Consider the following 12,776-nt stretch of genomic DNA (forward strand, 5'->3'; position numbering starts at 1 on the left):
CAGAACGATTGAGGGAAATGCGCTGAGCCAAGGAATTGGTCAAATGCATGGAACTACGCCTAGGTAATTAGGGGAATGAGGCGTTCTGATTGCCTTTTGTACTAGCAAAAGTAATTCCGCCCTTTCATTGCGGATTCCGGCCACTCATGACCACTCGTTCCGATTGGACGTGATCACCGAGACCAGTTCGAGATGACCGAGTGGACCGGTGATCATGATGACCGGACCGGCGCCGTGACCGGCAATCGGGCGCCACGCTCACCGGTCCGGTCATCATGATCACTCCTTGCGCATACGCTGCTTCGCCTGGAACTTCCTCATCGACTCCCCCTTCAGTGAGATTCGGTGCGACTGATGCACTACCCGATCAAGAATCGCGTCGGCGACCGTGGGGTCGGGGAAGAAACCGTGCCACTGATCAGTCGGGTACTGGCTGGTGATCAAGAGCGAACTGCTACGCATCCGCCGGTCAACCACGTCGAGCAGCACCTGCGCCGCTTGCGGCGTAATGGTTCCGAGACCAAAGTCGTCGATGATCAGAAGGCTCGGCTTGATCAGGTTGGCCTTGAGTTTCGGTAGCGACCCGTCATGAGCCGCAACGGCGATGTCGCCATAAAGATCACTGGCCCGGTAGAAAGCCACCGGCAGCCGCAATCGGCACACTTGGGCACCAAAGGCACACGCCAGCCAGGTTTTCCCGACCCCGGTGGCGCCAATAATGATCAGGTTCAATTGCTGACGAACCCACTCGCAATTTGCCAGCGATGCGACCACTGACTTGTCGATTCCGCGCGCCGGGCGGTAATCCGCGTCCTCCAGAGATGTGGTTTCTGGGAACCCGGCGCCCTGCACCAAACGCTTCAGTTTCTTTGACTCGCGCTCGGATGCCTCGTGCTCCACCAGCAAGCCGAAACGGTCGTCAAAGCTCAATTGATGCAACTTTGGTTGCTGGAGTTGGCTGGAATAGGCTTCGGCCATCGAGGTCAGGCGAAGTTCGCGCAGCCGGGTAATCGTTTGCTGTACGCTGCTCATGCGCCTTCTCCGTAATACGCCGCACCGCGGACGTTGTCGTGTGACAGTCGACCGGCAACGTCCTCCACGGGCTTGCTCCGTTTGTCCGGGGACTGTTTGAGGATCGACTCCAGGCTGCGGAGCGCGGTGATATTGGGGGGCAAGGCATAGGCGCAGGCTTCGTCAAAGCGGGCATCGCCATGCAGCCGAGCCATTTCCCGCATGCGACGCGCGGCCTTCAGACCATTCACGGCATCCGACCGGTTTTCCAGGTGATGCCGGATCATCGCCGCCGCGTTCGGCCCCGCCGATTCGGCCCAAAGCGTGAGCGCTTTCGGCTCACCCTCCAGCACCCGAACATGCGCGACCGGCCGGTGCTCGGGAAGCGTCTTGACCTCCCCAGCGGCCTCGACCATCGTGTGGAGCGCTACTCGCCGTCCCCGGTGCATGACCTCCAGCATCGCCGCCGTGTAACGCAGGTCAACCCGCTGCCCCCGCAGTTCGGACGGCACCGAGTAGAAGCAGCGCTCGTGCTCGACGTGGTAGTCATCGCCCACCCGGACCCCATAGCGCCAGTCGCACAGCTCGAAAGGCATGGCCGGCAGCGGTTTGAGCGCGGCCTGCTCGGTGCTGTCGAAACGCTCCTGGCGTGTCCCCGGCATTTTTTTGAACGGGTGAGCGTTCATCTGCGCGGTCAGACGCCGAAGCTCGATATTCAAGTCTTCGAGACTGAAGAAGTCGTGATCGCGCAGGGCGAACAGCACCCAGCGCTGCGCGATCTGCACGCCGACTTCAGCCTTGGCCTTGTGCTTCGGTTTCCGGGCGCCGGTCGGCAGGGCTGCCGTATCGTAGTGACGCAGACACTCCCGGTAGGCCGGATTGATCACCACGCGATCTTTCTCGCGGCGCCACACTGCCGCTTTCAGGTTGTCGGGCACCACCCATTCCGGCGCGCCGCCCAGCGCGTTGAAGCAATCGACGTGGCACCTCACCCAGTCCGCCGTCGTTTGCGAGGCGACCGCCTGCAAATACGTTTGGTTCGAGTAGCCGAGCACCGCCACGAAGATTTGGGCGTAGGTCGAAGGACCGCCCTTGCGATCCTTGATTTCCATGGTCCGCCCGGCGAAGTCGACGAAGAGCTTTTCTCCCGGTCGGTGAACGCGACGCATCACGACGTGCAGACTTTTCGTCCAGCGCCGGTAGCGATCGGTGAACTGCGAGTAGCCAATGCCAGTCGGGCACTGGGCACGCCACTCCTGCCACAGTTGCTCCAAGGTTGCGTCTGGCCGTTGCATCTCGGCATGGACCGACGCCCAATCCGGCGACTCTTTGCGCTTGGCGATCGTGTGGTCGCCGGTCCCCAGGGCGGCACACCAAGCATCGTCGTCGAGAGACTGAAGATCGGCCCAAGGGGCGCGATGATTCTTCAGGGCATGGCGCATCGACCGAACGGTGTTGGCCGACAAACCAAGCGCACGACCGATCGCCCGGTTGGACTGGGACGTGTCGTAGTAATGCAGACGCGCAATTTCGCGCTGAAGGTGAACAGGTAAACGCATGGGTGAGACTCCTTACATGATGGCCCAGTGGATCTGTCTGGGCCGTACGAAGGCACCCCGCACGCTCCTGGTCGCCTCGGTTTAACCTTGACGAACGAGAACACGCAGCTCATACTTTCGGCAACAAGTCCCCACTTGACCGGCAGTACATGCTGGCGCAACGCCCGAGGCAGTCCCCTCGGGCGTTGGCGTTTCTGGGTGTCGAAATCGACTACGAGTGCTTGGCGCTCCTTTCATGCATAGATGCCTGCGCGCGCGTTTCTGCGAGCCAATCGGCCACATCCTGCGTCAGCGCGAACCATCCCCGACGGTTCGGAACCATAAAAAGCGGAACGGTAATTTGGCTGCGGCGGCGGGCTTGACGCAGCGACGCGACGCTGCGGTGCCCCAGCGCTGCGGCCAAATGCTCGCCACCCAGCAACGGTCCGTGCAGACGTAGCAGCGACTCACGCAACTGCGTTTTCAGGTCGGCCGGTGGTATTGAGGTCTCAGGCAGGGCGCTCATCGGTCTGATCAGTTGATTTGTCACGCAGTGTTCGCGACAGCCCACTTTTATTCCACCCGAAGCGATAATTGGATTTTCGTTACTCCAGAAAGTGATCATGCCAACCGTCGTGAAGCCGCGTGGTCGCGGACGCCCTCCGACCCATCCTGTCGATCGTGTCCGGACGAAATTGTGGTTCAACGCCGTCAAGCAATCCTCGGGAATGTCCTCGGCCTATGCGCTCGAAATGGCCTTCGATGGCGACCGCATCCGCAAGCGCGTTACAGATGTCGCTCGGCCGCGCAAGTGGGATGGCTACCAGAAGGGCGCGTCGGTGCCGAGCGACAAGCCAGGGCCGAGAAACGTGGTTGAACAGGCAGAAGCAATGTTCCCTGGCACAGCGCGCTGGTTCCGCAGCCCCCTGTGGGCCTCCTTGCGGGGCGAGGCATTCGATTCCCGGATGATCGAGGACGCCCTGCGCGGACTGGAACCGGAGGTCGTCTCGGTGCTGTTCGAAGCCGAGCCACGAGAACACGAGAAAGCGCCGAGGCAACGCCCCTTCGATGCGAACAGCGTCAAACAACTGTTGGACATCGGAAGCTTCGACGCGCTCGTGGCGGCCGTGCTGTTGGTCGGCCTCTCGGAGGCCATCGCCTCACCGGAACTGCGCGAACGCGCGCTTCACGTCTACGTGGAGATCCAGGCACCCTTGCGGCAGATGCCGGACATGGACGGGATTTATCCTGAACTCTTTTCACTGATCGACCACCGCTGCAAGCACTGGGTCTATACCTCGTCCAATCAGCGTATGGACGTGGTGATCTTCTGGCAGGGCGTGGCGAAAGAACACGCCAAACGACTTCGCGAACCAGACAATGCCACGCCGCCGAGCGGGGAAACCTGATGAGCGTCAGCATGCGATCACCATCTTGCTGTTAGAAACCACGCCGCCATGCGTTTCCTGCTCGCTTTCGTCCTCTCGGTGTGCTTGTCATTCAATGCCGCCTATGCGGCAGGGAGTGACGTGTGCGACACGCTTGAGGCGGGAACGAGCGGGAGGGCGGTTTCCCTGAATTCAGAGCACGAAGAGCATTTCGGTCATCACTTGCATGACCATCAATACACGCCGGATGCCCACGCCAAGTCGGCCCCGCCAAGACCCATAGCTGGCAAGGCATCGGAAGCAGTTGCTCAGCGCGTCAGCTTCACTTCGACCGCCTTTTCGATCGGCGGATAACAAAGTCCGATCTGCTCATTGCATCCCTGATAGGTTGCCTGCACCGTGAGCGCCTTTACGGTCGGAGCCCGGTCGAGCGTGATTTCGATACGGACCGGAGCCTTGTACACCTCGGTCAGGCCGAAGTACGGGTCGTTTTTCTGCTCGCCAACAGGGAGCGTGAGCTGCCTGATCGAAACACCGCTTGCATTGCGTAAGGCGATGCGCGTCTTGTCCTTGTAGAGGTAATGCCTCTTTGCCGGAATGATCTCGGCCACCAGAGTCGTGGGATTCTTCAACGAGACCTTGAACTTAAATGCTTCGTCGGGTGGGAGCGGCTGCGCGGAGGCATGGCCGAGACGCGACAGGCTCAGCAAGAAGAGCGTCGCGATTGCGATCCGAGGCAAGCTGTAGAAGCGTGGTTGCGTCACTGGAAACTCCTGGTGGATGAGTGGAATAATGTGCGATGGCAGACTTTTGGCCGCCCCGGTTAAGAGGCTACGTCTCGGCATGACGCCGCTGGTTTTTCGCCGAACCGTATAGAAGGAGCAGGACGCCCAGGACGATCGCCGAGTCGGCCAGGTTGAACGCCGGCCAATGCCATCCGGCCAGGTGGAAATCGAGGTAGTCGACGACGGCGCCGTGCAGCAAACGGTCCGTTGCGTTGCCCAGCGCTCCCCCCAGGACCAGGCTGTATCCGCCCGCCTCGAATCGTCGCAAGGTCTGGCGCAGGAGCAGGAAGGTCAAGAAGGCCGAAACGGCAAGGGCGAGCACCATGAAGAAATAACGCTGCCATCCACCGGCACCGGCCAAAAAACTGAACGCGGCGCCCGGGTTCAGAACATGGACGAGGTTGAAGAATGGCGTGAGCGGTTCGCTCGCACCGTAGGGGAGCGAAGCGACAATTTGCCGCTTGGCCACCTGGTCGGCGAGCATTACCCCGACGGCCAGCACAAGCCATCGCCATCGGTGGCCGAAGGCCCCTCTTCTCATTGACGTCCACAGGTAGCGCTCGCTCATTGCCGTTCTCCTTCTCCGGCGGCCGTGACCGCCTTGCGCGGGTCTTGCAAAATAGCCAGCGCGGCGCTCGCGAGGCCGACGGCGTAACCCGCGACTATGTCGGCGGGGAAATGCGCGCCGAGCCAGATTCGCGAAAGGCCAACGCCGAGTGCAAACAGCGCGGCCGTGAGCTGCCCCGGCAGACCGATCAGCGGCCACAGGCTCGCCGCCAGGAGCGCCGCGAACGCGGCGTGGCCACTGGGCAGGCTGTATTCCCGCTCTCCTGCCGCGACGACATCGACATGGATGGCGCTCGGCGCCAATACCGCTGCCGGCCGTGGGAAGTCCAGTGCCAGCTTGAGACCTGCCGTGAGCACGAACGCGATGGCCGCCCCGACGAGCAGCCGCTTGAGCTGCATCAGCACCTGCGCCGCCATGCTGCTGTTCGCCTGCCGCAGCAGCAAGGCGACCGCCAGCCAGCCGCCTGCGACCAAGGGCAGGTTCCAGTAACTGCCGATGCGCGAGAGCCATTCCATGAACTCATCCAGACGGCCGGGCGGATGCAGATTGATGGCCTGAAAAAGCCATACGTTGGCGCCGCCCCAGTCGTAGAGGAACTCCTTGGCGGTCACTTGCGCAGCAGCCTCAGCCCGTTGGCGACGACAATCAGGCTCGCCCCCATGTCGGCAAACACCGCCATCCACATTGTCGCGTGGCCGGTGAAGGTGAGCGCGAGGAACGCCGCCTTGATGCCCAGCGCGACGACGATGTTCTGCTTCAACACGCGTGCGGTAGCGCGGGACAAGCGCACGAAGGTCGGCAGCTTGCGCAAGTCGTCGTCCATCAAGGCGACATCGGCGGTTTCGATCGCGGCGTCGGCGCCGGCGGCGCCCATGGCGAAGCCGATGTCGGCCCGCGCCAGCGCCGGTGCATCGTTGATGCCGTCCCCCGCCATGCCGACGGTGTCACCCGACGACACAAGTTGTTCGATCTCCCGCATCTTGTCTTCCGGGAGCAGGCCGCCCAGGGCCCGATCGATGCCGACCTGGTCGGCAATCGCCTGGGCGGTGTGCTGGTTGTCGCCGGTCAGCATCACCGTCCTGACTCCCATCGCATGCAGGTCGGCGATCGCCTGCCGGCTGCTGCCCTTGACCGTGTCGGCGACGGCGAAGAGGGCCAGGACGCCGGTTTCGCCGACCAGCATGACGACAGTCTTGCCCTGACCTTCGAGCGCCGAAAGACGCGCTTCCAGCTCCGGCGAGCCGGCGCCCAAGTCCTGGACCAGGCGGTGGTTGCCCAAGTGGAAGACCGCGTCGTCGATGCGTCCGCGCACCCCGCGCCCGGGCAAGGCCGAGAACTCGTCGACCTCACGCAGCTTCACTCGGTCCGCTCGGGCGGCAAGGGCGAGGGCCTGCGAAACGGGGTGATCGGAGCGTGCCGCGAGGCTGGCGGCAAGCCCCTTCGAACGCACGCCGTCGGCGTCTTGCCATGGCTCGAAATCGGTCTGCCTCGGCTTGCCGTGCGTGAGGGTGCCGGTCTTGTCGAGGGCCAGCCAGGTGAGCTTGCGCCCCTTTTCCAGGTACACGCCGCCCTTGACGAGAATGCCGTGCCGGACGGCGGCCGCGAGGCCGCTGACGATGCTCACTGGAGTGGAGATGACCAGCGCGCAGGGGCAGGCGATCACGAGCAGAACCAGGGCCTTGTAGATCCAGTCGAGCCAGGCTCCGCCTTGCACGAGCGGGGGCAAGACCGCCACGGCCAGGGCGACGGCGAAGACGGCGGGGGTGTAGTAACGGGCGAACTGATCGACGAAGCGCTGCGTTGGCGCGCGACTACCCTGGGCCGCCTCCACCGCATGGATGATCCGCGCCAGCGTTGAATTGGTCGCCCCCGCCGTGACCTTGTATTCGAAGGACCCCGACTGGTTGATGGTGCCGGCGAAGACCGCGTCACCTGTCGCCTTCTCAACCGGGAGGCTCTCGCCGGTGATCGGAGCTTGATCGACCGTGGAACGGCCCTGCAGCACCTCGCCGTCCAGTGCAATGCGCTCGCCGGGCTTGACGCGGACGCGGCTGCCGACCTGCACCGCGCTGGCCGCCACTTCAGCCCAGCTTCCGTCGGGCTGCTGCACGGTGGCCTGCTCCGGCGCGAGTTCCAGCAGGCGATGGATCGCCTGCCGGGCCCGATCGAGCGACCGGGCCTCGATGACTTCGGCCAGTGCGAACAGCACCATGACCATCGCCGCTTCCGGCCAATGGCCGATCAGCATGGCGCCGGTGACCGCGATCGACATCAGGGCGTTCATGTTCAGATTGCGGTTCCTGAGCGCAATCCAGCCCTTCTTGTAAGTGGACAGCCCGCCGCTGAAGATCGCGAACAGGGCCAGCGCGAGGACGGCCCAGTGATCGCCGCCGATCAACCAGGAGGCCAACTCCGCAAGCGCTGCCGCCGCGCCGGATGCCACAAGCGGCCACCAGTTTGTGCGCGGCGCGACGGGCGCGCGCTGGCGTCCCGAAGCCGCTTCCATCACCTCGGCCTTGAATCCGATTGACCCAAGCGCAGCCATCATGGCAGGCAACGCCTCGGGCACGTGGCTGACCCGAAGCGTGCGCTGCATGAGATTGAAGTCCAGCCCGGAGACCGCGGGCAGGCCGGAAAGCTTGCCGCGAATCAGTGCCTCTTCCGTCGGGCAGTCCATGTTCTCGATCCGCAAGACCGTCTGCGATGCGCCCGGCTGGACTTTTTCTAGCATTGGTCGCTCGACCGGGGTGGCGACGCAACCGCATCCCTTCGAATTGCAAGCGCTCATGGCAACTCCTTCTTGATCCAAGTCATTGCCCATTAGGCACCCTGTAGTTACTATAGGGTCAAGAGGAGAACAGTATGGGCATCAAGATTGGCGACCTGGCCAGACTCACCGAATGCCAGGTCGAGACGATTCGTTACTATGAGAAAGAGGGGCTACTGCCTTCGCCGCCCCGTAGCGTGGGCAACTTCCGCCTCTATGGCGAGGCGCACGTGGAACGGTTGCAGTTCATCCGGCACTGCCGTTCGCTCGGCATGACGCTGGCCGACGTCCGGACATTACTGGGGTATCGCGACACTCCGAGCGAAGACTGTGGCGCAATCAACGCGCTTCTGGACCAACATATCCGGCAGGTTGAAGTCCGCGTCACCGAACTCATCCAGCTGAAAGGTCATTTGACGGCCTTGCGCGACAGCTGTGCCGGCGCCCGGCCAACCCCGGCATGCGGAATCCTGGAGGGGCTCGCGGATTGTTCGTCTCATCGAGGTGCCGGGCAAGCCACGCGACACGGCTGATACTTCAGGTCACTTGTTGTCGGCGACTGCGGCACGCGATGTTCGTCGCTTCGGACTGCCGTCTTATTCAACCGAGTAGATGCGCGACGGCTCACCTGCTTTGGGCAAGGTATACACCTTGAGCGTGCCGGCAACGTGCGGCCCCATGCCGGGAGCACTGGCCGGCATGCCCGGAATGGTCAGGCCGCGCACCGCAGGCTTCTCGGCCAGCAGCTTCTTGACCGCCGACGCCGGGACGTGGCCCTCCACGAGGTAACCGCCAACCTGCGCGGTATGGCAGCTCGCCAGGGTCGGCGGGACGCCGAGCCGCTCGCGTTCCCCGGGCAGATTCCGCGTATCGATCTGCCGTACTTTGAAACCGGCGTCCTGCAGGTGCTTGACCCATTCGGTGCAGCAGCCGCAATCGGGATCTTTGTAGACGGTTACTTCAGGCAGTTGTGCAGCAAGCGCACTCTGCAGCGCCAGGGCCGTAAGCAGGCCCGCAACCAGGGTTCGCATCAGGGATCTCCAAGAGGGCGCGATAATCGAACAGGAAGCAGAGTGTAGCGTTGCGCACTAGTTCTCGGCTTCGTCGTCTATTGAAAACCCTACAGCAGCCACAGAGTCAAGCGCTGCTTCTTACGGCAACGCCGCCATCACCCGCGAGAGCTTCTGCCGTACCTCGGCGGCCAACTGCGTTATCTCGGGCTTTCCAACCAGTTCAAGCACCGCGTTCGGGTCCATGAACTCCACGCGCACCCGGTTCGCTTCGTCCTCGCGCACGACGACGTTGCAGGGCAGCAGCAGGCTTTTTGAGCAGTGGCTGGCAAGCACGTTGCTCGCTGCCGGGTTCTATGGGGTCGCACGAAGCACAGCCGCTGCAAGGCTCCCGTGTCGAACACGCCATAGCCGCCTGCGGTGCGCGCGGACGGGCGCAGCAATCCGCGCAGCAGGTAGTCGCGCACGACATGCACGCTCACGCCGGCATCCTGAGCCAGGTGCGACACCGTCTAGGCGTTCATCGAACACCTCCTTTTCCTCAGCCGGCGCAGCAGGACAGTTGCTTCACGTCCTTGTTGAAGGTCTGCGCCGCGAGCTTGAGTCCCTCGACCATGGTCAGGTAGGGAAACAACTGGTCGGCCAGCGCCTGCACGGTCATCCGGTGGCGGATCGCCAGTGCGGCCGTCTGGATCAGTTCGCCCGCTTCCGGGGCCACCGCCTGGACGCCGATCAGCCGCCCCGTGCCGGCTTCCGCCACCAGCTTGATGAAGCCGCGCGTGTCGAAGTTGGCGAGCGCCCTCGGCACGTTGTCCAGCGTCAGCAGCCGGCTGTCGGTCTCGATGCCGTCGTGGTGCGCTTCGGCTTCGCTGTAGCCCACCGTCGCCACCTGCGGATCGGTGAACACCACCGCCGGCATCGCGGTCAGGTCCAGCGTCGCGTCACCGCTGGTCATGTTGATCGCGGCGCGGGTGCCAGCCGCCGCCGCCACATAGACGAACTGCGGCTGGTCGGTACAGTCGCCGGCAGCAAAGATGTGCGGCGCGCTCGTTCGCATGGCGCAGTCGATGACGATGGCCCCTTGCGGGTTGACCTGGATACTCGCCGCCGAGAGGTTCAGGCTGCGCGTGTTCGGCGCGCGGCCGGTGGCGACCAGTAGCCGGTCGGCACGCGGCTCGCCGTGCCCGGTGGTGAGCACAAATTCCCCGTCCGCATAGGCAACATGGCTCGCCTGGGTATGGTCCAGCACCTTGATGCCTTCGGCGCGGAAGGCGGCCGTGACGGCTTCGCCGATGGCCGGATCTTCGCGGAAGAACAGCGTATTGCGCGCCAGGATCGTGACCTGGCTGCCCAGCCGGGCGAAGGCTTGCGCCAGCTCGACAGCGACCACCGACGAGCCGATGACGGCCAGCCGCTCAGGGATCGTGTCGCTCGCCAGCGCCTCGGTGGAGGTCCAGTAGGGCGTGTCCGCAAGGCCCGGGATCGGCGGAATCGCTGGGCTCGCGCCGGTGGCAATCAGGCAGCGGTCGAAGTTCACCTCGTGCGTGCTGCCGTCAGCGGTCGCCACGGTCAGCGTGCGCGCGTCCTTGAACCGGGCCTCGCCGCGCAGCACGGTGATGGCCGGGGTGCTTGCCAGGATGCCTTCGTACTTGGCGTGGCGCAACTCCTCGACGCGGCCTTGTTGCTGGGCCAGCAACCGGTCGCGCAGCACGGTCGGCGCTGCGGCGGGCAGACCTTCATCGAACGGGCTTTCGCGGCGCAGATGGGCGATGTGCGCGGCGCGGATCATGATCTTGGAGGGCACGCAGCCGACATTGACGCAGGTGCCGCCAATGGTGCCCCGCTCGATCAGCGTCACGCGCGCGCCTTGCTCGACGGCTTTCAGCGCTGCGGCCATCGCCGCGCCGCCGCTGCCGATCACAGCCACGTGCAGCGCCTGCTCACCGTCACCACGCTTCGTATCGCCGCCCAGCCAACCCAGCGCCTTGCCCAACAGGCCGCCAGCGGGCTTGCCTGGCGTGTCGGAAACCCGTGCTCGGTAGCCGAGCGCGGCGACGGCTGCGACCAGCGGGTCCAAACCCACACCCGCGTCCACCTTGATCTCGGCCTGCCGCTGCGGATAGGACACCGAGGCCGCGCGCACGCCAGGTACATTCGTCAAAGCCTGCTGGACGTGCTCAGCGCACGACGTGCAGGTCATGCCGTCGATGTGAAGGGTGATCGCCTCGGCCATGATCACGCCCTCACTGCTTCACGGTGGCGGGGTAGCCCGCGTTTGCGGTGGCCTTGGTCAAGGCGTCGGCATTGGTCTTGGCGTCGTCGAAAGTCACGACGGCTTCCCGTTTCTCGAAGCTGACCTCGGCCTTCTCGACGCCGGCGACCTTGGACAGGGCCTTCTTGACCGTGATCGGGCACGCCTCGCAGGTCATGCCGGGTACGGACAGGGTGACGGTCTTGGTGGCGGCCCAGGCAGGCGCACTCAGGGTGGCGGCCAGGGAGATCAGGGCGGCAAGTTTCTTCATGGCAATCTCCTTTCAGTAGAACAGCGGCAGGACGTAGGGAAAAGCGAGGGCAACCAGGACTAGGGCGGCCACGATCCAGAAAACCACCTTGTAGGCCGTCCGCACTTGGGGCACGGCGCAAACATCGCCGGGCTTGCAGGCATGGGCTGGTCGGAAGATGCTGCGCCAGGCGAAGAACAGCGCGATGAGTGCCGCGCCGATGAAGAACGGTCGGTACGGTTCCAGCACAGTCAGGTTGCCGATCCACGCGCCCGATAAGCCGAGCGCGACCAGCACGAGGGGGCCGAGGCAACAGGCCGAGGCGAGGACGGCCGCGACGCCGCCGGTCGCCAGTGCGCCGCAGCCGTTCTTGGGTTCCGACATAAGGTTCTCCTTCCGGGACTTTGCTTAATGCTGTAACGTTACTTCCGTAGTCAACTACGGAGTCAAGCATGACGGAGAACGCTTTGGAGAACCTGACCATCGGGGCCTTCGCCAAGGCGGCCGGCGTCAACGTGGAGACCATCCGCTTCTATCAGCTCAAGGGCTTGCTGCCCCAGCCGGAGCGGCCGTATGGCCGCATCCGTCGCTATGGGCAGGCGGACGTGGCCCGGGTGAAATTCGTGAAGTCAGCCCAGCGCCTGGGGTTCAGCCTGGATGAAGTCGGCCAGCTCCTGAAACTTGAGGACGGCACCCATTGCAGCGAGGCGGCCGAGCTGGCCGCCCACCGGCTGGCGGATGTGCGCGCACGCATGGCGGACCTCACGCGGATGGAAGACGCGTTGTCGAAGCTGGTGAGCGAGTGCGACGCGCACCACGGCAATGTTTCCTGCCCGCTGATCGCAGCTTTGCACTGCTGCTAGGTCAAAGCCGTCGCGCGCCTTAGCGTACGATTTTTTCCGTTTTCTGCGATGACCCCTCTATGGCGGCTCGTGCATCGCCGTGGCCGTATTGGCAGTCATCACTGTCGCTTGGGTGTTCCTGTCACGGGAACGGTTACCGTGGGGCGAGGCCCCGGGTCCGAGTTCGCCTCGTTCTCTGTGGCTGCGGTGCCAACCGACTCCCACCGCTCCACCAATCTCCCCTTGACCCTGTAGTTACTGCAGGTTGTTTACTCGCAACCTTGATGATGAGGAAGCGAGGAATCGACGTGAGCACTACTGGGAAAAACAGGCGAGGTCCGCTCTACCTGTCGGCTGGCGGCTTCG

15 protein-coding genes and 1 pseudogene are annotated in these 12,776 nt (G+C 63.9%); 3 read left to right on the forward strand and 13 right to left on the reverse strand.

Annotated elements, in window-relative coordinates; genetic code table 11:
* Positions 1–279 precede the first annotated feature (279 nt).
* The 3 genes from istB to ACLSSQ_RS16630 form a co-directional block, all read right to left on the reverse strand.
* Positions 280–1,032, reverse strand: a complete 753-nt coding sequence (istB, locus tag ACLSSQ_RS16620) for an IS21-like element helper ATPase IstB (RefSeq protein WP_416243278.1) — start codon at positions 1,030–1,032, stop codon at positions 280–282.
* Positions 1,029–2,570: an IS21 family transposase gene (gene istA / locus ACLSSQ_RS16625; protein ID WP_416243279.1), complete on the reverse strand. Its 1,542-nt coding sequence runs from the start codon at positions 2,568–2,570 to the stop codon at positions 1,029–1,031. The genes istB and istA overlap by 4 nt, the downstream gene beginning before the upstream one ends.
* 211 nt (positions 2,571–2,781) lie before the next feature.
* Entirely contained in the window at positions 2,782–3,174 is a 393-nt protein-coding gene (locus ACLSSQ_RS16630) for a hypothetical protein (RefSeq protein ID WP_416243280.1), read from the reverse strand.
* Here ACLSSQ_RS16630 and ACLSSQ_RS16635 point away from each other — a divergent pair.
* On the forward strand, positions 3,173–3,958 hold the full coding sequence (locus ACLSSQ_RS16635; protein ID WP_416243281.1) for a hypothetical protein: 786 nt from the start codon (positions 3,173–3,175) through the stop codon (positions 3,956–3,958). The genes ACLSSQ_RS16630 and ACLSSQ_RS16635 overlap by 2 nt on opposite strands.
* Before the next feature lie 287 nt (positions 3,959–4,245).
* On the opposite strand, the gene ACLSSQ_RS16640 is transcribed toward ACLSSQ_RS16635, so the two are convergent.
* From ACLSSQ_RS16640 to ACLSSQ_RS16655, 4 genes are all read right to left on the reverse strand, one after another.
* A complete protein-coding gene (locus ACLSSQ_RS16640; RefSeq protein ID WP_416243282.1) occupies positions 4,246–4,701 on the reverse strand; it encodes a protein-disulfide reductase DsbD N-terminal domain-containing protein in 456 nt (151 codons plus the stop codon).
* Between the two features lie 67 nt (positions 4,702–4,768).
* Entirely contained in the window at positions 4,769–5,290 is a 522-nt protein-coding gene (lspA, locus tag ACLSSQ_RS16645) for a signal peptidase II (RefSeq protein WP_416243283.1), read from the reverse strand.
* Complete coding sequence (locus ACLSSQ_RS16650) at positions 5,287–5,901, reverse strand: phosphatase PAP2 family protein (protein WP_416243284.1); 615 nt, start codon at positions 5,899–5,901, stop codon at positions 5,287–5,289. The genes lspA and ACLSSQ_RS16650 overlap by 4 nt, the downstream gene beginning before the upstream one ends.
* Positions 5,898–8,021: a heavy metal translocating P-type ATPase gene (locus tag ACLSSQ_RS16655; RefSeq protein ID WP_416244302.1), complete on the reverse strand. Its 2,124-nt coding sequence runs from the start codon at positions 8,019–8,021 to the stop codon at positions 5,898–5,900. The genes ACLSSQ_RS16650 and ACLSSQ_RS16655 overlap by 4 nt, the downstream gene beginning before the upstream one ends.
* A 131-nt stretch (positions 8,022–8,152) precedes the next feature.
* Between ACLSSQ_RS16655 and cadR the strand changes: the two genes are divergently transcribed.
* Positions 8,153–8,590, forward strand: a complete 438-nt coding sequence (gene cadR, locus ACLSSQ_RS16660) for a Cd(II)/Pb(II)-responsive transcriptional regulator (protein WP_416243285.1) — start codon at positions 8,153–8,155, stop codon at positions 8,588–8,590.
* A 63-nt stretch (positions 8,591–8,653) separates the two neighbouring features.
* Here the strand turns inward: cadR and ACLSSQ_RS16665 are convergent, their stop codons facing one another.
* The 6 genes and pseudogenes from ACLSSQ_RS16665 to merT form a co-directional block, all read right to left on the reverse strand.
* Entirely contained in the window at positions 8,654–9,088 is a 435-nt protein-coding gene (locus ACLSSQ_RS16665) for a DUF411 domain-containing protein (protein WP_416243286.1), read from the reverse strand.
* Between the two features lie 120 nt (positions 9,089–9,208).
* Positions 9,209–9,403, reverse strand: a complete 195-nt coding sequence (locus ACLSSQ_RS16670; protein ID WP_416243287.1) for a DUF302 domain-containing protein — start codon at positions 9,401–9,403, stop codon at positions 9,209–9,211.
* A gap of 26 nt (positions 9,404–9,429) precedes the next feature.
* Positions 9,430–9,576, reverse strand: a pseudogene (locus ACLSSQ_RS16675) (MerR family transcriptional regulator); the annotation flags it as partial.
* Between the two features lie 32 nt (positions 9,577–9,608).
* On the reverse strand, positions 9,609–11,300 hold the full coding sequence (merA, locus tag ACLSSQ_RS16680; protein WP_416244303.1) for a mercury(II) reductase: 1,692 nt from the start codon (positions 11,298–11,300) through the stop codon (positions 9,609–9,611).
* A 10-nt stretch (positions 11,301–11,310) separates the two neighbouring features.
* Positions 11,311–11,589, reverse strand: coding sequence for a mercury resistance system periplasmic binding protein MerP (merP, locus tag ACLSSQ_RS16685; protein ID WP_416243288.1), 279 nt, complete (start codon positions 11,587–11,589; stop codon positions 11,311–11,313).
* A 12-nt stretch (positions 11,590–11,601) separates the two neighbouring features.
* Complete coding sequence (gene merT, locus ACLSSQ_RS16690) at positions 11,602–11,952, reverse strand: mercuric ion transporter MerT (RefSeq protein WP_416243289.1); 351 nt, start codon at positions 11,950–11,952, stop codon at positions 11,602–11,604.
* Between the two features lie 68 nt (positions 11,953–12,020).
* Here merT and merR point away from each other — a divergent pair, with 68 nt between their 5' ends.
* Positions 12,021–12,431 (forward strand): Hg(II)-responsive transcriptional regulator, encoded by a 411-nt coding sequence (gene merR / locus ACLSSQ_RS16695; protein WP_416243290.1) that lies wholly within the window; start codon positions 12,021–12,023, stop codon positions 12,429–12,431.
* Positions 12,432–12,776: the final 345 nt, after the last annotated feature.

This window comes from Azospira sp. APE16 (assembly GCF_047901315.1).
GTDB classification, from domain to species: Bacteria; Pseudomonadota; Gammaproteobacteria; order Burkholderiales; family Rhodocyclaceae; genus Azospira; species Azospira oryzae.